The following is a 17,738-nucleotide window of genomic DNA, read 5'->3' on the forward strand; positions in this document are numbered from 1 at the left end:
AGCGCCCGGGTGGGGTAGGCCGGCATCAGGCGCGGGGGCCGATCAGCTGGCGCACACGTTCCAGATCCTCGGGCGTGTCCACGCCGGGGCCGGGCACGGTGTCGCTCACATGCACGGCGATGCGGTGGCCATGCCACAACACGCGCAATTGTTCCAGCGACTCCAGCTGTTCGATGGGGGCAGGCTCCAGCCGGGGAAACTGGCGCAGAAAACCCGCGCGGTAGCCGTAGGTGCCCACGTGGCGCAAGGGGGCTGGCGAGGGCAGGGTTGCCACGCCGCCCGTCCAGGCGCTGGTCATGCCGTCGCGCCACCAGGGCAGGGGTGCGCGGCTGAAGTACAAGGCGGTGCCCAGGCGGTCGAGCACCACCTTCACCACGTTGGGGTTGGTGAAGTCGGCCGTGCTGTGCAGGGCATGGGCGGCGGTGGACATCACACAGTCGGCGCGCTGGGTCAGGGCGGCGGCCACGGCGTCGATCAAGGCCGGGTCCATCAGCGGCTCGTCACCCTGCACATTGACCACGGTGGCGTCGTCCGGCAGACCCAGCAGATCGCAAGCCTCGGCCAGGCGGTCGCTGCCGCTGGGGTGGTCGGCGCGGGTGATGAGTGCACGCACGCCATGTTGGGTGCAGGCGTCGAGCACGGCTTGGCTGTCGGTGGCCACCACCACCTGGCTGGCCTGCGAGCGCGCCGCGCGCCACGCCACGTGCACCACCATGGGCAGGCCGGCGATATCGGCCAGCGGTTTGTTGGGCAGGCGGGTGGAGGCCAGGCGGGCCGGGATCAGCACCGTGAAACTCACGCCGCCAGCTCCTCGTCGGTCAGGGTGCGGGCTTCGTTTTCCAGCAGGATAGGAATGCCGTCGCGCACCGGGTAGGCCAGGCGCGCACTGCGCGAGACCAGCTCCTGTTGGTCGCGGTCGAAGGTAAGTGGGCCCTTGGTCACGGGGCACACCAGCAGTTCAAGGAGTTTGGGGTCCATGGCGGGATGATAGCTGGGCGTCCAAAGCGTCAAAAAACGCCGGCTCCGGGGTCAGTACCAGCGGCACGGCCAGCACACGCGGTGCTGTCCTGTCCAGCAGGGGCCACAGTTTGACGGCGTCTTTTTCGGTGCACAACACGGTGGCGCCCGTTGGGCACTGCACTTGCAGCGTGGGCCACAGGGTGGCGAGGTCTGCGTGGTCGGGCAGGGGCCATGTATCGGCCAGTTGCAGGCCGGCCTCGGTGAGCATGTCGAAAAACACCTCCGGCCGTGCGATGCCGGCAAGCGCGACCACGGGCGCCTGGCGGGCGGCGAGATCCGCCAGTGGGGTGCCGGCACCGGATGTGTCCACCGCGTCGCTGGACAGCGCACGTCGGGCCACAAAACCCGGGCAAAAGGGCGCGGCGGGGTGTCGCTGTTGGTGCAGCACCAGGGCTGGCACGTCGGTCTGGGGCGGCCAAGGTTCACGCAACAGGCCGGCCGGCAGGCACCAGCCGTTGCCCACGCCCCGGTCGTCAAACACCACGATCTCCAGGTCGCGCGCCAGGGCGAGGTGCTGCAAACCGTCGTCGCAGACGATCACATCGACCGTAGGGTGTGCCAGCAGCAAGGCCTGGGCGGCTTTGGCCCGATGCCGGTCCACGAACACCGGCACGCCGGTCGCGCGCTGGATCAGCAGCGGCTCGTCGCCACAGGCGCTGGCCTGGCTGTCCGGGCGCACGGCCATGGCCTGGGTGCCGTGCCGCCCATGGCCACGCGACACCACGCCGGGGTGCCAACCTTGGGCGATCAGATGGCGCACGGTGGCGATGGTGGTGGGCGTTTTGCCCGCGCCCCCCACCACCACGTTGCCCACCACCACCACGGACACCGGCAGGCGGGTGGCCTGCTTCCAGCCCGTGGCGTACAGCCACCGGCGAACGGCCACCAAGCTGCGGTAGAGCAGGCTGGGCAGATACAGCCACCGGGCCAATGGGCCACGCGCCAGCCAGGCTTGGCGCAACGCGCTTTCGGTGGCGGCGCTCACGTGACCGGGGGCTTCAGCGGCCGGCGGCCGTGCCCTGGGTGGCGAAGGTGATTTGCGCCAGGCCGCTGCGCCGCGCGGCATCCATCACATTGATGACCGACTGGTGGCTGGCGGCCGCGTCGGCGCTGACGATGACCACGGTGTCGTTGCGCCCATTGGCCGCCGTGGCCAGGGCCGAGGCCAGGGATTCGACGCTGCCGTTCTCCAGCCCTTGGCGGTCCACCGCGTAGCGGCCATCGCGCCCCACGGCCACCACAATCTCGCGCGGTTGCTGGCGTGGTGTTTCGGCGTCGGCCACGGGCAAGCGCACCTGCAACTCGGTGAACTTGCTGTAGGTTGTGGTCAGCATCAGAAAAATCAGCACCACCAGCAGCACGTCGATGAAAGGGATCAGGTTGATCTCGGGCTCATCGCTGCCGTGGCGGTTCTGGGGGCGGAAGTTCATGCCGACCTCCGCAGCCCCAGCAGGTGCCGCACCAGGGCTTCGGCCGACAGTTCGAACTGCAGCAGGTAGGCGTCCACCCGGGCGCGGAAATAACGCCAGAAGATCAGCGCCGGGATGGCCACGATGAGGCCGAAGGCGGTGTTGTAGAGCGCGATCGAGATGCCGTGCGCCAACTGCGCGGGGTTGCCACCGCCGGGCACCAGGCCACCATCTGCCCCCTGCGAGCCGAAAATCTCGATCATGCCGATCACCGTGCCCAGCAAACCCAGCAGCGGCGCGGCCGACGCGATGGTGGCCAATGCCCCGAGATAGCGCTGCAACTTGGCAGCGGCCTGGCGACCGGCGCTTTCCACGAAGGCGCGCAGGTCGTCTTCGCTCAGGCGCGGGTTGCCCTGCATGGCGCGAAAGCCGCTGGCCAACACCTCGCCCAACAGCGAGTTCTGTTCCAGCTGGTTCACCACCTCGGCGCCCGGCAGGCCGTTGCGCGACACCATGATGGCTTCGTCCAGCAATTTGGCGGGTGCGATCTTGGCGGTTTTGAGCGAGAGGAACCGTTCAATGACCAGTGCCAGGCCCAACACGGAGCAGGCGATCAAGGGCCAGATGGGCCAGCCGGCGGCTTGTATGATGTTCAGCAATGCGGGCTCCAGAGAGTGCGGGCAAGCAGGAATGTCAGCGATTATGGCCCACCCCATGCCCCTCGCCGAAGGGATGCCGGCTCCGCTGCGGTGAACCCCTTCTGGCCTTTGCCACCCCTTTCCTTCATCCACTGTTTCTGTGGATAACTTTGTGAAGAACTGAGCCCCGGCCGCCCGGCAGCCCTGATTTTGTGCGGTCTCAATCACATTGAACGTTTTGTTGGCAGTGGAAAACGCTTTGAAATCAACATCTTGGGATGCATGCCCTGCGCCGCTGTGGTGCGGCAGTCCTCATCGCAGCAACTGCGCCATGTGTGGACAGCTTTGGCCTCGGAGGCCGCATGGTTGAAGGCTTTCGCGCGGAAAACACCGCTGCAGCCGCACGTGTCTGGGCGGTTGGCGCGCTTGTGCGTGCCATTGCGGACACCTTGCAGGCTCGCTTCAACCCGGCCGCCGTGCGGGGTGAGATCTCCGGCTTCGCGCGCGCGGCCAGCGGCCATTGCTACTTTTCGCTGAAAGACGCCCAGGGGCAGATCCGCTGCGCCATGTTCCGCCGCGCGGCCCAAGGCTTGGACTTCAGCCCCGTGGAGGGCGATCTGGTGGAGGTGCAGGGCCGGCTGGATGTGTACGGCCCACGTGGCGACCTGCAGTTCATCGTCGAGAGCTTGCGTCGGGCGGGCCAGGGCGCCTTGTTCGAGCAGTTCCTGAGGCTCAAGGCCCAGCTGGAGGCCGAAGGTTGTTTTGATCCGGCCCGCAAACGCCCCTTGTCACCGCTGCCCACGTCCATCGGCGTGGTCACCTCGCTGGGGGCGGCGGCACTGCGCGATGTGGCCACGGCCTTGGCCCGGCGGGTGCCCCACCTGCCGGTGACGCTGTTCCCTGCTTCGGTGCAGGGTGTTCAGGCACCGGGCGAGTTGTGTGCGGCGCTTGATGCGGCGTTTGCGCAGCACCGCGCCACCGGCGCGCCGGCCGTGCTGTTGCTGGTGCGCGGTGGTGGTTCGCTGGAAGACCTGTGGGCCTTCAACGACCCGGCCGTGGTGCGCACCCTGACCCGTGCGCCCATGCCGGTGGTGTGTGGCGTCGGCCACGAAACCGATTTCACCCTGTGCGACTTCGCGGCCGATTTGCGGGCGCCCACGCCCACCGCTGCCGCCGAGTTGTGTGCACCGGCGCGCGCCGATTTGCTGGCCACACTCGACTGGCTGGACGAGCGCCTGCAGCGCACCGCGCACGACGGACTGGACCTGCGGGCGCAACAGCTCGACCGCCTGGGCGCGCGCCTGGGCCGCCCTTCCGGCCGCCTGACACAGGGCCAGCGCCAGCTGCAGGCCTTGCAAGCCAGCTTGGGGCACGCGGTGCAATTGGGGCTGGAGCGCCGGCGCCTGGGCCTCCAGCGTCTGGCCGAACGACTGCCCCCGAGCGTGACCAGGCACCTGCAGGGCAGCCGGCAGCGCCTGGACCACGCAGGCCAGTCCCTGGCGCTGCTCGACCCCGCCCTGGTCTTGCAGCGGGGCTACGCCTGGCTGACCGATGAGGCCGGCCACGCCATCACCCAGGTGGCCCAGGCGCAACCCGGGCAGGCGGTGCGTGCGGTGCTGGCAGACGGTGAGCTGGGTCTGAAGGTGGAGCGATTGACCGCAGGGCACTGAGGTCATCCGCTCTGCCTACAATGCGGTTTTTCTGACCACCACAACACGAGAGGATCACCTGATGGAACACACCCTGCCCGCGCTGCCCTACGCGATTGACGCTCTGGCCCCGCACTACTCCCAGGAAACCCTGGAGTTCCACCACGGCAAGCACCACAACGCCTATGTGGTCAACCTGAACAACCTGCAAAAGGGCACCGAGTTCGAGAGCAAGACCCTGGAAGAGATCGTCAAGACGTCCAGCGGTGGCATCTACAACAACGCCGCCCAGATCTGGAACCACACCTTCTTCTGGAACTGCATGAAGCCCGCTGGCGGTGGTGAACCCACCGGCGCGCTGGCCGCTGCCATCAACGCCAAGTGGGGCAGCTACGCCGCCTTCAAGGAAGCCTTCGTCAAGAGCGCCGTGGGCAACTTCGGTTCGGGCTGGACCTGGCTGGTCAAGAAGGCCGATGGCTCGGTGGACATCGTCAACACCGGCGCCGCTGGCACCCCGCTGACCACCGCCGACAAGGCCCTGTTGACCGTGGACGTGTGGGAACACGCCTACTACATCGACTACCGCAACATGCGTCCGAAGTTTGTCGAGACCTTCCTCGACAAGCTGGTCAACTGGTCGTTTGCCGAGGCCAATTTCGCCTGACCACTGTCCACCGTGACAACCCAAGAGCCCGGCCCAGTGCCGGGCTTTTTTGCGCCTGGTGCGGGCGGCCGGTCCTGCGCTGTGTCAAAAATCCGCCAAATTTTGAGAAGGAATTTTGCATGGCGGGAAAATCAGGGGAAAAACCGGTGGCAGGTCAGAGCGCAGAAAGCAAAATCGTGCACTGTCAGACGTTTGGACCGGCCGCCCCCTGGGCCGGTGGTTTTTTTCTCACAACCACATCAGGACAACCGAGATGAGTTCCCAGCAATCCACCATCATCTACACCCTGACCGACGAAGCGCCGCTGCTGGCGACCAGCGCCTTCCTCCCGGTCATCCGCACCTTTGCCGCGCCCGCTGGCGTGAACGTGGAGACCAGCGACATCTCGGTGGCCGGCCGCGTGCTCGGTCAGTTCCCTGAGTTCCTGAGCGAAGAGCAGCGTGCGCCCGACAACCTGGCCGAGCTGGGCAAGCTCACGCTCAAGCCCCACGCCAACATCATCAAGCTGCCCAACATCAGCGCGTCGGTGTCGCAGCTGTTGGCCGCCATCAAGGAGTTGCAGGCCAAGGGCTACGCCATTCCCGATTACCCCGAGAACCCGAAGGACGACAAGGAAAAAGACATCCGGGCGCGCTACAACAAGTGCATCGGCTCGGCGGTCAACCCGGTGCTGCGCGAAGGCAACTCCGATCGCCGCGCACCCAAGGCGGTGAAGGAATACGCGCGCAAGAACCCGCACAGCATGGCCGAGTGGAGCCAGGCGTCTCGTTCGCACGTGTCTCACATGCACGCCGGCGACTTCTACCATGGCGAAAAGTCCATGACCCTGGACCGCGCGCGCGATGTGAAGATGGAGCTGATCACCAAAAGTGGCAAGAGCATCGTGCTCAAGCCAAAGGTGTCGCTGCTGGACCGCGAGGTCATCGACTCGATGTTCATGAGCAAGAAGGCGCTCGTCGAGTTCTATGAAAAGGAAATCGAAGACGCACACAAGACGGGCGTGATGTTCTCGCTGCACGTCAAGGCCACCATGATGAAGGTCTCGCACCCCATCGTGTTTGGTCACTGCGTGCGCATCTTCTACAAGGCCGCGTTCGAAAAACACGCCAAGCTGTTTGAGGAGCTGGGCGTCAACGTCAACAACGGCATGGTCGATCTGTACAACAAGATCGCCACGCTGCCACAAAGCAAACAGGACGAAATCAAGCGCGACCTGCACGCTTGCCACGAAGGCCGTCCCGAGCTGGCCATGGTCGATTCGGCCAAGGGCATCACCAACTTCCACTCGCCCAACGACGTGATCGTGGACGCCTCGATGCCTGCCATGATCCGCAACGGCGGCAAGATGTGGGGAGCTGATGGCCGCCTCAAGGACGTCAAGGCCGTGATGCCCGAATCGACCTTCGCCCGCATCTACCAGGAGATGATCAACTTCTGCAAGTGGCACGGCGCCTTCGACCCCAAGACCATGGGCACGGTGCCCAACGTCGGCTTGATGGCCCAGCAGGCCGAGGAATACGGCTCGCACGACAAGACCTTCGAGATCCCCGAAGACGGCGTGGCCAACATCACCGACATCAACACCGGAGAGGTGCTGCTGAGCCAGGAGGTGGAAACCGGCGACATCTGGCGCATGTGCCAGGTCAAGGACGCCGCCATCCGCGACTGGGTCAAGCTGGCCGTCAACCGCGCCCGCAACTCCGGCATGCCGGTGGTGTTCTGGCTCGACCAGTACCGCCCCCACGAGGCGCAGCTCATCACCAAGGTCAAGATGTACCTGCACGAGCACAACACGGCTGGGCTGGACATCCAGATCATGAGCCAGGTGCGTGCCATGCGCTACACGCTGGAGCGTGTCATTCGCGGCCTGGACACCATCAGCGCCACCGGCAACATTCTGCGCGACTACCTGACCGACCTGTTCCCCATCATGGAGCTGGGCACCTCGGCCAAGATGTTGTCCATCGTGCCCCTGATGGCCGGCGGTGGCATGTACGAAACCGGTGCCGGCGGCTCGGCGCCCAAACACGTCCAGCAGCTGGTGGAAGAAAACCACTTGCGCTGGGATTCGCTGGGCGAGTTCCTGGCCCTGGCCGTGAGCCTGGAAGACCTGGGCCTCAAGACCGGCAACAACAAGGCCAAAATCCTGGCCAAGACGCTGGACGCTGCCACCGGCAAGCTGCTGGACAACAACAAAAACCCCAGCCCCAAGACCGGCCAGCTCGACAACCGCGGCAGCCAGTTCTACCTGGCCATGTACTGGGCCCAGGCCCTGGCCGAGCAGACCGAAGACGCGGCCCTGGCCGCCCAGTTTGCGCCCCTGGCCAAGGCCCTGACCGACAACGAGCAGACCATCGTGGCCGAACTGGCGGCTGTGCAGGGCAAACCGGTGGACATTGGCGGCTACTACAAGCCCGACTTCAGCAAGCTGGACGCGGTGATGCGCCCCAGCGCCACCTTCAACGCCGCACTGGCCAGCGTGAAGGCCTGAACCTTTTCAGGATGACAACAAAAAACCCGCAGGTCTTCAGGACCTGCGGGTTTTTTTATGGGCCGTTGGAGGTCAGCGTGGCACAGGGTAGGTGCCGGGCACCAGGATGGACTTGTCCACGTTCTGCAGCTGGGTGTGGCCACAGAAGGCCATGCTCACGTCCAGTTCCTTGTGGATGATTTGCAGCGCCTTGCTCACGCCCGCTTCACCCATGGCGCCCAGGCCATAGACCATGGCGCGGCCGATCATGGTGCCGCGTGCGCCCAGGGCCCAGGCCTTGAGCACGTCCTGTCCGCTGCGGATGCCGCCATCCATCCACACTTCGAGCTTGTCGCCCACGGCGTCAACGATGGCGGGCAGGGCGTGGATGCTGCTGGGCGCACCGTCCAGCTGGCGCCCGCCGTGGTTGCTCACCACAATGGCATCGGCACCGTGCTGGGCCGCCAGCACCGCGTCCTCCACCTCCATGATGCCCTTGAGGATGAGCTTGCCGCCCCATTGCTGCTTCACCCATTCCACATCGGCCCAGCTCAGGCGCGGGTCGAACTGCTCGTTGGTCCACGAGGCCAGCGAGTTCATGTCGCTCACGCCCTTCACATGGCCGACCAGGTTGCCGAAGGTGTGGCGGCGCGTGCCGGCCATCCCTAAGCACCAGCGGGGTTTGGTCATCAGGTTGATGATGTTGGCGATGGTGGGGCGGGGTGGGGCGGTGAGGCCGTTCTTCAAATCTTTGTGGCGCTGGCCAATCACCTGCAAGTCGAGCGTCAGCACCAGGGCCGAGCACTTGGCGTCCTTGCAGCGCTGGATCATGCGTGCCATCGCGTCTCGGTCGCGCATCATGTAGAGCTGGAACCAGAAGGGCGACGATGTGTGGCTGGCGATGTCCTCGATGGAGCAGATGCTCATGGTGGACAGGGTGAACGGGATGCCAAACTTCTCGGCCGCTCGCGCTGCATGGATTTCACCGTCGGCGTGCTGCATGCCCGTGAGGCCCACAGGTGCGATGGACACGGGCATCTTGGCGTCCACACCCACCATCTTCACCGCCGTGCTGCGGTTCTCCATGTTCACTGCCACCCGCTGGCGCAGCTTGATAGGCTGGAAGTCACTCTCGTTGGCACGGTAGGTGCCCTCGGTCCAGCTGCCCGAGTCGGCGTAGTCGTAGAACATGCGCGGCACGCGCTTCTCGGCCAGCACGCGCAGGTCTTCGATGTTGGTGATGACGGTCATTCGCGGGTCTCCTCTTGGGTGTGGCGCGAATGGTAGCGGAGCGCGCCCTGGGCCGGGTGTGAAAGCCGGCAACAGGACCGTGAAAAAAATTGGCTCGGGACCGCCTGCCCGATGGCAAGTGGCTTAACTGCAGCTCACGCTGCCACACCCGCTCATGGTGGCGGGACGGATGGCGCTGGGGTCGGCCAGGGTTTCGGTGCGGCTGTCGAACTGCACGGTGCGCAGGTGCATGGCCAGGCCGGCGTCCATGCTGGCGGCGTGCTGCGGGAACCACTCGGCCAATGCTTCGGCCAGGCGGGTGATGATCTCTTGGTCGCCTTTGAGGTAGTGCTCCTCCACGGCGCGCATGGTTTCCAGGATGCTGGCGTGTTGGCCCGCGTGGCAGTTGTCGGCGGTGAAGCCGGTGGCCACCATCCAGCGGTCTTCCTGGTCGAAGTGGTCTTGTGTGTGCGCCAGAAAGGTGCGGTACAGCGGCAGTTGCTGGTCGGCCGGGGTGGCGAGCAGGGTGTTGAGCTGCTCGACAAATTCGGCATGGGTTTCGTCCATGCGGCCGTCGCCGGTGTGCAATTCGCTGGTCCAGGCCAGGGGGACGGGTGCGGTGGCGGTGTTCATGGCGGGGGAGCTTAAGTGTTGCCGGGCCGCCCGGCGTTGATGAAGGTCAAGTGCTGCGTGCCTTTGGTCGCTGTTCAGTCGCCGTAGCGCACCAGCATGTAGCGGCCGGGTGCGTCGCCCAAGGCGGGGTCGGCCGGCACCCCTCGGGCGGGCACTGTCTCTGGTGTGCCTTGAACCAGCAGCCATTCGTGCCAGCTTTGCCACCAGCTGCCCTCCACGCGGGGCGCGGCAGCTTGCCACTCCTCTGGCGTGCGCCAGGGTTGTTCGGGTGGGGTGTTCAGCAGGTGGTGGTAGCGGCCCTGGTGCCCGGGCTCAGACACGATACCGGCATTGTGCCCGCCGTTGGTCAGCGCAAAGGTGACCGGGCCCGACACCAGGCGGTGCATTTTGTAGCAGGAGCGCCAGGGTGCTACGTGGTCTTTGAGGGTGCCGACACCGAACACCGGCACACGGATGTCGCGCAGCGAGATGGGGTCGTCCTCGAAAGGAAAACGGCCTTCGGCCAAGTCGTTGTTCAGAAAGCAGCGGCGCAGGTATTCGCTGTGCATCACGGCGGGCAGGCGGGTGACGTCGGCGTTCCACACCATCAGTTCGTTGCCCACCTCGTCCTCGCCGAGCAGCCAGCGTTTGGTGCGGCTGGACCACACCAGCTCGCGCGAATGCAGGAACTGGAAGGAGCCGGCCATTTGCTGCCCGGTGAGAAAGCCTTGTGCGGCCATCATGTCTTCGAGCAAGCGCACCTGGGCTTCGTCGATGAGCACGCCCATTTCACCGGGCTCGGTGAAGTCGGTTTCAGCGGCCAGCAGCGTCAGGCTCTTCAGGCAGCCGTTGCCGGCACCGCCCAGCGCGGCCGCCGCGATGGCGGCAAAGGTGCCACCCAGGCAGTAGCCACACAGGTGCACAGGCTCGTGCGTGGCACGCTGCACATGGTCCAGCGCGGCCAGCACGCCGTCGCGCACGTAGTCGTCCATGCTGAGCAGGGCATCGCTTTCATCGGGGTTGCGCCATGACACGATGTAGACCGTGTGGCCCTGTGCCACCAGCCAACGCACCATGGAGGTCTCGGGCGTGAGGTCCAAAATGTGGAACTTCATGATGCACGAGGGCACGATGAGCAGTGGCGTGCGCTGCACACGCGTGGTGGTGGGCAGGTACTGGATCAGCTCGATCAGGGCGTTGCGCATCACCACGCGGCCGGGCGTCATGGCCAGGCCGTGGCCGGGCGATGGGTCGGCCGCGCGGCTGTGCAGGGGCTCCAGGCCGTGGCGCAGCCGCAGTTCGTCCACCGCGTGACCCATGCCTTTGAGCAGGCTGGTGCCACCGCTTTGCCAGGCCGCTTGCAGCGCCTGCGGGTTGGTGGCCAGCCAGTTGCTGGGTGAAAAAGCATCGAGCACCTGCTGGCCATAAAAGCGCATTTGCTCGCGGCTGTGGTCTTGCATGCCGCGCAATTGGCTGGCGCTGTTCCACCAGCCTTCCCACGCCTTGCTGGCTGCGGCCAGGCCATGCCAGGGCCATTGTTGCCAGGTGGGGTCGGCAAACCGCGCGTCGGCGGCCACCGCCTGGCCCAGGGGCGTGGGCGCCGGTTCGGCGCGGGGTGCGCCAGCGCTGCGCACGGCATCGGTCATCCACTCGCCGGCTTGTGTCAGGGCCTGCTGGGTCAGCCGTGCCTGCGAGCCCGGTGAGCTGAGCAGGTGCAGCAACCAGTCGGTGTAGGCCAGCGTCAGCGAGATGGGCGATAGACCACCCCACGCACGTGCCATCGCGGCGCCCACGTGGGCGTCAATGGCGCTGTGGGCGCCACGCTCATCGCCGTCGGGCGCTGGGGTCATGGCGTCAGCCCAGGCGCGCGCGGTGGCGGGCCAGTTGTTGGCGCACCTGCGTGGGCGCCGTGCCACCCAGGGTATTGCGTGCGTGCAGCGAGCCTTGCAGGCTCAGGCAGTCGTACACGTCTTTTTCAATGGACGGGTGAAAGCCTTGCAGCACCGCCAGGGGCAGTTCCGACAGGTCGCACGCGTGGGCGGTGGCCGCCTTGACGGCATGCGCCACGGTTTCGTGGGCATCGCGGAAGGGCAGGCCTTTTTTCACCAGGTAGTCGGCCAGATCGGTGGCGGTGGCGTAGCCACGTTTGGCGGCTTCTTCCATGGCGACGGCGTTCACGGTGATGCCGCCCTCCTTGGCGCCGGTGGCCGGGTTCACCTGGCCACCCACCATCTCGGCAAAAATGCGCAGCGTGTCCTTCAAGGTGTCCACGGTGTCGAACAGCGGCTCCTTGTCTTCCTGGTTGTCCTTGTTGTAGGCCAGGGGCTGGCCCTTCATGAGCGTGATCAGGCCCATCAGGTGGCCCACCACGCGGCCGGTCTTGCCGCGTGCGAGTTCGGGCACGTCCGGGTTTTTCTTTTGCGGCATGATCGACGAGCCGGTGGTGAAGCGGTCGGCGATTTTGATGAAGCCGAAGTTCTGGCTCATCCAGACAATCAGCTCTTCGCTGAAGCGGCTGATGTGCACCATGATCAGCGAGGCGGCGGCGCTGAACTCGATGGCAAAGTCGCGGTCACTCACCGCATCCAGGCTGTTCTGGCACACCTGGGCCACGCCTTGCTCGTCGACCATGCCCAGGGTGCGCGCCACGCGCTCGCGGTCCAGCGGGTAGGTGGTGCCGGCCAGGGCCGCGCTGCCCAGGGGCAGGCGGTTGGTGCGGCGGCGCACGTCGCCCAGGCGCTCGGCGTCGCGCGCAAACATCTCCACATAGGCCAGCAGGTGGTGGGCAAAACTCACTGGTTGCGCCACCTGCAGGTGGGTGAAACCGGGCAGGATGACGTCCACGTTCTGTTCCGCCACATCCACCAAGGCGTTTTGCAGGTCGTCCAGCAGTGTGGTGATGAGGTCGATCTCGCCGCGCAGCCACAGGCGCACATCGGTGGCAACCTGGTCGTTGCGGCTGCGGCCGGTGTGCAGGCGTTTGCCGGCATCACCCACCAGCTGGGTCAGGCGGGCTTCGATGTTGAGGTGCACGTCCTCAAGGTCCAGCTTCCATTCAAAGCTGCCCGACTCGATTTCCTGGCGGATCTGGGCCATGCCACGCTCGATGGCCTCGCGGTCGGCGGCAGCGATGATGCCCTGAGCGGCCAGCATTTCGGCGTGCGCCAGGCTGCCCGTGATGTCGGCCAGCCACAGGCGTTTGTCAAAGAACACGCTGGCGGTGTAGCGCTTGACCAAGTCGCTCATCGGCTCGGAGAATAGGGCCGACCAGGCTTGGGATTTGGTGTCGAGTTGGTTGGAAGACATGGTGTGTGCTGGGGTTGCGCGCAAGCTGCGGGCGGCGCGCGTCCTCTGAAATGACCTGTGTGGGCCCGGATGAACGATTCGCAAATTTTATCGACCTTCGCCGACCTGCCACGACCGGGGGTGGCAGCGGCGGTTCCAGACCACGGTGCATCGGCACGCCCACTGGCATGGGACGTCTGCCAACTCGGTGTGGTGCTGCGCGCGGTGCTGTTTGTGCAGGCGGTCACAGCCGTGGGCGTGATGTTTGTGGCGCCTGCGCCGCAAGCCTGGTTGATGTCCACCGCGCTGTTGACGGCGGGCACCTTGCCTGCCACCTTGTTGTGGTTGTTGATGGCTTGTGGGGGGCGGCGGCTGTTTTCAAGCTGGCCCATGACCGCCCAGTGGCTGGTGGCTGGCGTCCTGGGCGCCCTGGCGGGTTTGGCCGGATGTGGCTTGTTGGCGTGGTCCGGACTGCTGCTGGTGGTGCCTTGGGTGGGCAGTGCCGCAGGCGGTGGTTTGATGGCGCTGGTGCTGCTGGCCGGCCTGGTCTGGCGGGCCAAGGCCACGATGCCGGCCGGTACGCAGGCGCGGCTGGTCGAGTTGCAGTCGCGCATACGGCCCCACTTTTTGTTCAACACGCTCAACAGCGCCATCGCCCTGGTGCGTGCAGAACCCAAACAGGCTGAGGCTTTGCTGGAAGACCTGAGTGAACTGTTCCGCCACGCCCTCACCGACCAGGGGCAGGCGGTGCCACTGGCTCAGGAAATTGACTTGGCGCGGCGTTATTTGGCCATCGAGCAGGTGCGTTTTGGTGAGCGCCTGAGGGTGGTGTGGGACATTGATCCCCTGGCCGATGCCGCCCGGTTGCCGCCGCTGATCCTGCAGCCGCTGGTGGAGAATGCGGTCAAACACGGTGTGGAGCCGAGCCCGGAGGGGGCCCAATTGCACATCAGCACACAACGCCGTGGCGCGGTGGTGGTGATCAAAGTGTCCAACACCGTGCCGGCGGGCAGTGGTGCACCCGGTCATGGTTTGGCGCTGGCCAATGTGCGCGAACGCTTGGCTTTGCTGCATGATGTCGAGGGGCAGTTTCGTCACAGCCTGCGCGATGGGGTCTTCCGGGTGCGGTTGGAGCTGCCGGCCTGAGATGAAAAATAGGAAGGGGAGGAAGGGCATGCAAAGGAGCTACTCATGTCGCTGAAGGTATTGGTGGTGGACGACGAGCCGCTGGCCCGCATGCGCCTGCGCGATCTGCTGTCTGACTGCGACGAGCCGGTCACCGAGTGGGTGGGCGAGGCGGCGCATGCGCAGCAGGCGCTGGACATGCTGGGCACCACCCGGTGCGACGTGGTGCTGCTCGACATCCACATGCCCGGCATGGACGGCTTGCGTCTGGCGCAGGCGATCAAGGCCTTGCCCCTGCCTCCGGCCATTGTGTTCGTCACCGCGCATGCCGAGCACGCGCTGGAGGCCTTCGATCTGGAAGCGCTGGACTACCTCACCAAGCCGGTGCGCCGCGACCGGCTCCAGCAGGCCCTCGACAAAGCGCAACGCTGGCACGCCACACGCCTGGCCACTGGCAGCGAGGCGGCAGACCACCTGCTGATCCAGGACAGGGGCCGCGTGGAGCGTGTGCCGGTGACCGACGTCGTCTATCTCAAGGCCGAACTCAAGTACGTGACCGTGCGCACGCGTGAACGCAGCCACATCTACGACGGCTCACTCAGCGACCTGGAAACGCGTTACCCCGAGCGTTTTGTGCGCGTGCACCGCAACGCCCTGGTGGCACGGCCCTGCCTGCGTGCGCTGGAGCGCCACCACGGCGGCGGCGCCGAGGCCGACGGCTGGGAGGTGGCGTTACACGGTGTGGACGAGCGCCTGAGCGTGTCGCGGCGCCAGCTGGCCTCGTTGCGCGAGGTCTTGCAGCAGACCGCCCACTGAAGCCATCGCGCGCGGCTCAGCCCGTGTTGCGCAACCCGGCCGCGATGCCGTTGATGGACAGGTGGATGCCGCGCTTGACGCGTTCGTCCCCCTCGCCCTGGCGGTGTCGGCGGATCAGTTCCACTTGCAGGTGGTGCAGCGGGTCGATGTAGGGGAAACGGTGGCGCATGGAGCGCTGCAGCGCGGCGTTGTTGGACAGGCGCTGCTTCTCGCCGGTGATGAGTGCCAACGCTTTTGCGGTGCGCTGCCACTCAGCCTCGATGGCGCTGAACACCTTTTTGCGCAGCCGCGTGTTGTCCACCAGCTCGGCGTAACGCGAGGCCAGGGCCAGGTCGCTCTTGGCCAACACCATGTCCATGTTGGACAGCAGGGTGCGGAAAAACGGCCACTGCCGGTACATGCGCTGCAGCAAGGCCTCGCGCTTTTTCACGTCGCCCGCGCCGCCTGCCTTCACAAAAGCCTCCACCGCCGAGCCGAAACCGTACCAACCTGGCAGCGTGAGGCGGCACTGGCCCCAGCTGAAGCCCCACGGAATCGCCCGCAGGTCTTCGATACGCTGTGTGGCCTTGCGTGAGGCCGGACGCGAGCCAATCTGCAACTCCGCGATCTCGCGGATGGGCGTGGCGCTGAAGAAATAGTCGGCGAACCCGGTCGTCCCGTAGACCAGCGCGCGGTAGGCACCCATGCTGGTGTCGGACAGTTGCGCTGCGGCTTCGAGAAAGGTTTTGGGTGCGGTCTGGGCGGGCGGCAGCAACGTCGCTTCCAGCGTGGCGGCCACCAGGGTCTCCAGGTTGCGCCGCCCGATGTCGGGGTTGGCGTATTTGGAGGCGATGACCTCGCCTTGTTCGGTCAGGCGGATTTGCCCACGCACCGTGCCGGGGGGCTGCGCGAGGATGGCTTGGTAGCTCGGGCCACCGCCTCGACCCACCGTGCCGCCACGGCCGTGGAACATGCGAAGCCGGATCGGTTTGTCGGCCGTGCCGAGTTGGTCAAACAGGGCGACCAGCGCGACTTCGGCGCGGTACAACGACCAGTTGCTGGTGAAGATGCCGCCGTCCTTGTTGCTGTCGGAGTAGCCCAGCATCACGTCCTGTTCGCTGTACTGGTGTGCCCCGCCGTTCTGCACCATGGCCAACACGCCGGGCAGGGCGTAGAAGTCGCGCATGATGTGATCGCTCTGCCCCAGGTCGGGGATGGTCTCGAACAGGGGCACGACGATGAGGTCGGCGCGTGCGTCCTCGCCCAACAGGCCGTGCATCAGCCCACATTCTTTTTGTAGCAGCAACACCTCCAGCAGGTCACTCACGGTTTCGGTGTGGCTGATGATGTAGTGGCGCAGCGCCTGCGCGCCGTACCGGGCACGGCCCTCGCGCGCGGCCTCGAAGATGGCCAGCTCGCTTTGCGCATGGGCGCTGTAGTTGGCACCGGGCACACGCAGTGGGCGGGCGTCTTGCAGGCATTGCAACAGCAGGGCCTGGCGTTCGTTTTCATCCAGCGCGCTGTAGTCGGCGCAGAGGCGGGCGTGTTGGAGCAGCTCGGTCACCACCAGTTCGTGCTGGTCCGAACTTTGGCGCAAATCCACCGTGGCGAGGTGAAAGCCAAACACCTCGACCGTGCGGATCAGCGGGCGCAGGCGCTGCTGCGCCAGGGCCTGACCGTGGTGGGCACACAGCGACGCATCGATCGTACGCAGGTCGGCCAGAAAGTCCTCCGCGCTGTCGTAGGGGTTCTGGGGCGCCACCGCATGGCGTGCCGCTTCGCCGCCGGTCAGCTCGTGCAGCGTCGCGGCCAGCCGGGCGTAGATGCCGGTGAGGGCGCGCCGGTAGGGCTCGTCCTGGCGGTGCTCGTTGGTGTCGGGCGAGCGCTCGGCCAAGGCCGCCATCGCGGGCGTCACACTGGTGAGCATGGCCGACATGGACAGCTCGCCGCCCAGCAGGTGCACCTCGGTGAGGTGGTGGCGCAGCACCATCTCGGCCTGGCGCGACAAGGCCACGCGCAGCGTGCTGGCCGTCACGAAGGGGTTGCCATCGCGGTCGCCGCCAATCCACTGGCCCATGCGCAGGAACGGGGCCACCGGTGTGGGCACGTCCAGGCGCTGCTCCAGCTCGCGGTACAGGCGCGGGATCTGGCGCAAAAAGGTGCTTTCGTAGTAACTCAGCGCGTTCTCGATTTCGTCGCTCACCGTGAGTTTGGTGAAACGCAGCAAGCGCGTTTGCCAGAGTTGTGCGACGCGGGCACGCATTTGCAGTTCGATGTCGGCGCGCGCCAGCGGTGTGGCCTCTTCGCGCTGAGCCAGCAACTGCGCAATGCCACGCTCGGCGTCGAGGATGCTTTTGCGCTGCACCTCGGTGGGGTGGGCGGTGAGCACGGGCGACACATGGCACTGCGCCAACTCGGCCGCGATGGTGTGGTTGGCGATGCCGGCGGCGGCCAGGCGCTGCAGCGTCATGGCCAGGCTGCCTTCCTGGTGGCTGCCGGCGCGTTCGTGCACGGCGCGGCGGCGCACGTGGTGGCGGTCCTCGGCCAGGTTGACCAGGTGGCTGAAATAGGTGAAGGCGCGGATCACGCTGACCGCCTGGTCGCCGCTCAAGCTTTTGAGCAGGCGTTTGAGGGCTTGCTGGGCGGCCGCGTCGGCGTCGCGGTGGAAGGCCACCGACATTTGCCGGATGCGCTCGATGAGTTCAAAAGCGGCGTTGCCCTCCTGTTCGCGGATCACATCGCCCAACATGCGGCCCAGCAGGCGGATGTCGTCGAGCAGGGGTTGGTCCTTGTCGGGGCGGCGGGCGGTCGAGGCGGTGGGCTTCATGGTGTCGCAGGGCG

At 66.1% G+C, this 17,738-nt stretch carries 15 protein-coding genes; 5 read left to right on the top strand and 10 right to left on the bottom strand.

What is annotated here, in order from left to right; genetic code table 11:
• Positions 1-25: 25 nt before the first annotated feature.
• The 5 genes from kdsB to ACFQPB_RS05960 are packed head-to-tail and all read right to left on the bottom strand — an operon-like array spanning position 26 to position 3,088.
• Entirely contained in the window at positions 26-799 is a 774-nt protein-coding gene (kdsB, locus tag ACFQPB_RS05940; protein WP_382220583.1) for a 3-deoxy-manno-octulosonate cytidylyltransferase, read from the bottom strand.
• Complete coding sequence (locus ACFQPB_RS05945) at positions 796-978, bottom strand: Trm112 family protein (RefSeq protein ID WP_382220586.1); 183 nt, start codon at positions 976-978, stop codon at positions 796-798. Before ACFQPB_RS05945 ends, kdsB begins: the two co-directional genes overlap by 4 nt.
• Positions 959-2,005 (bottom strand): tetraacyldisaccharide 4'-kinase, encoded by a 1,047-nt coding sequence (gene lpxK / locus ACFQPB_RS05950; RefSeq protein ID WP_382220589.1) that lies wholly within the window; start codon positions 2,003-2,005, stop codon positions 959-961. Before lpxK ends, ACFQPB_RS05945 begins: the two co-directional genes overlap by 20 nt.
• 13 nt (positions 2,006-2,018) lie before the next feature.
• Positions 2,019-2,450: an ExbD/TolR family protein gene (locus tag ACFQPB_RS05955; RefSeq protein ID WP_382220592.1), complete on the bottom strand. Its 432-nt coding sequence runs from the start codon at positions 2,448-2,450 to the stop codon at positions 2,019-2,021.
• Complete coding sequence (locus tag ACFQPB_RS05960; RefSeq protein WP_382200093.1) at positions 2,447-3,088, bottom strand: MotA/TolQ/ExbB proton channel family protein; 642 nt, start codon at positions 3,086-3,088, stop codon at positions 2,447-2,449. The genes ACFQPB_RS05955 and ACFQPB_RS05960 overlap by 4 nt, the downstream gene beginning before the upstream one ends.
• A 341-nt stretch (positions 3,089-3,429) precedes the next feature.
• On the opposite strand from ACFQPB_RS05960, the gene xseA reads away from it, so the two are divergent.
• The 3 genes from xseA (at position 3,430) to ACFQPB_RS05975 (ending at position 7,871) form a co-directional block, all read left to right on the top strand.
• Positions 3,430-4,737, top strand: coding sequence for an exodeoxyribonuclease VII large subunit (xseA, locus tag ACFQPB_RS05965; protein ID WP_382220595.1), 1,308 nt, complete (start codon positions 3,430-3,432; stop codon positions 4,735-4,737).
• 61 nt (positions 4,738-4,798) lie between these two features.
• The gene (locus ACFQPB_RS05970) at positions 4,799-5,380 is read left to right on the top strand and encodes a Fe-Mn family superoxide dismutase (RefSeq protein ID WP_382200089.1); all 582 of its coding nucleotides are present in this window, start codon (positions 4,799-4,801) and stop codon (positions 5,378-5,380) included.
• Between the two features lie 253 nt (positions 5,381-5,633).
• Positions 5,634-7,871 carry an NADP-dependent isocitrate dehydrogenase gene (locus ACFQPB_RS05975; RefSeq protein ID WP_382220598.1) on the top strand — a complete coding sequence of 746 codons (2,238 nt, stop codon included), beginning with the start codon at positions 5,634-5,636 and terminating at the stop codon, positions 7,869-7,871.
• A gap of 72 nt (positions 7,872-7,943) precedes the next feature.
• Here ACFQPB_RS05975 and ACFQPB_RS05980 read toward each other — a convergent pair whose 3' ends face one another.
• From ACFQPB_RS05980 to argH, 4 genes are all read right to left on the bottom strand, one after another.
• On the bottom strand, positions 7,944-9,101 hold the full coding sequence (locus ACFQPB_RS05980; RefSeq protein WP_382220601.1) for an alpha-hydroxy acid oxidase: 1,158 nt from the start codon (positions 9,099-9,101) through the stop codon (positions 7,944-7,946).
• Between the two features lie 123 nt (positions 9,102-9,224).
• Positions 9,225-9,713, bottom strand: coding sequence for a hemerythrin domain-containing protein (locus tag ACFQPB_RS05985; protein WP_382220604.1), 489 nt, complete (start codon positions 9,711-9,713; stop codon positions 9,225-9,227).
• 74 nt (positions 9,714-9,787) lie between these two features.
• Positions 9,788-11,542, bottom strand: a complete 1,755-nt coding sequence (locus ACFQPB_RS05990) for a PHA/PHB synthase family protein (RefSeq protein WP_382220607.1) — start codon at positions 11,540-11,542, stop codon at positions 9,788-9,790.
• Between the two features lie 4 nt (positions 11,543-11,546).
• A complete protein-coding gene (gene argH / locus ACFQPB_RS05995; protein WP_382220610.1) occupies positions 11,547-12,998 on the bottom strand; it encodes an argininosuccinate lyase in 1,452 nt (483 codons plus the stop codon).
• Positions 12,999-13,067: 69 nt separating this feature from the next.
• Between argH and ACFQPB_RS06000 the strand changes: the two genes are divergently transcribed.
• Both ACFQPB_RS06000 and ACFQPB_RS06005 read left to right on the top strand, forming a co-directional pair.
• Positions 13,068-14,123: a sensor histidine kinase gene (locus ACFQPB_RS06000; protein WP_382220613.1), complete on the top strand. Its 1,056-nt coding sequence runs from the start codon at positions 13,068-13,070 to the stop codon at positions 14,121-14,123.
• 45 nt (positions 14,124-14,168) lie between these two features.
• The gene (locus ACFQPB_RS06005; protein WP_382220616.1) at positions 14,169-14,918 is read left to right on the top strand and encodes a LytR/AlgR family response regulator transcription factor; all 750 of its coding nucleotides are present in this window, start codon (positions 14,169-14,171) and stop codon (positions 14,916-14,918) included.
• A 16-nt stretch (positions 14,919-14,934) separates the two neighbouring features.
• Here ACFQPB_RS06005 and ppc read toward each other — a convergent pair whose 3' ends face one another.
• The gene (gene ppc, locus ACFQPB_RS06010; RefSeq protein WP_382220619.1) at positions 14,935-17,724 is read right to left on the bottom strand and encodes a phosphoenolpyruvate carboxylase; all 2,790 of its coding nucleotides are present in this window, start codon (positions 17,722-17,724) and stop codon (positions 14,935-14,937) included.
• Between the last annotated feature and the right edge of the window lie 14 nt (positions 17,725-17,738).

Source organism: Hydrogenophaga atypica, from assembly GCF_042665215.1.
GTDB lineage: Bacteria > Pseudomonadota > Gammaproteobacteria > Burkholderiales > Burkholderiaceae_C > Hydrogenophaga > Hydrogenophaga defluvii_A.

Excerpts from the sequence above, each read along its gene's own strand:
- ACFQPB_RS05970 (WP_382200089.1), top strand. The coding sequence starts at position 4,799 with ATGGAACACACCCTGCCCGCGCTGCCCTACGCGATTGACGCTCTGGCC.
- ACFQPB_RS05990 (WP_382220607.1), bottom strand. The coding sequence starts at position 11,542 with ATGACCCCAGCGCCCGACGGCGATGAGCGTGGCGCCCACAGCGCCATT.
- ACFQPB_RS06000 (WP_382220613.1), top strand. The coding sequence starts at position 13,068 with ATGAACGATTCGCAAATTTTATCGACCTTCGCCGACCTGCCACGACCG.
- argH (WP_382220610.1), bottom strand. The coding sequence starts at position 12,998 with ATGTCTTCCAACCAACTCGACACCAAATCCCAAGCCTGGTCGGCCCTA.
- ppc (WP_382220619.1), bottom strand. The coding sequence starts at position 17,724 with ATGAAGCCCACCGCCTCGACCGCCCGCCGCCCCGACAAGGACCAACCC.
- ACFQPB_RS05975 (WP_382220598.1), top strand. The coding sequence starts at position 5,634 with ATGAGTTCCCAGCAATCCACCATCATCTACACCCTGACCGACGAAGCG.
- ACFQPB_RS05955 (WP_382220592.1), bottom strand. The coding sequence starts at position 2,450 with ATGAACTTCCGCCCCCAGAACCGCCACGGCAGCGATGAGCCCGAGATC.
- ACFQPB_RS05985 (WP_382220604.1), bottom strand. The coding sequence starts at position 9,713 with ATGAACACCGCCACCGCACCCGTCCCCCTGGCCTGGACCAGCGAATTG.
- ACFQPB_RS06005 (WP_382220616.1), top strand. The coding sequence starts at position 14,169 with ATGTCGCTGAAGGTATTGGTGGTGGACGACGAGCCGCTGGCCCGCATG.
- ACFQPB_RS05980 (WP_382220601.1), bottom strand. The coding sequence starts at position 9,101 with ATGACCGTCATCACCAACATCGAAGACCTGCGCGTGCTGGCCGAGAAG.
- xseA (WP_382220595.1), top strand. The coding sequence starts at position 3,430 with ATGGTTGAAGGCTTTCGCGCGGAAAACACCGCTGCAGCCGCACGTGTC.
- ACFQPB_RS05945 (WP_382220586.1), bottom strand. The coding sequence starts at position 978 with ATGGACCCCAAACTCCTTGAACTGCTGGTGTGCCCCGTGACCAAGGGC.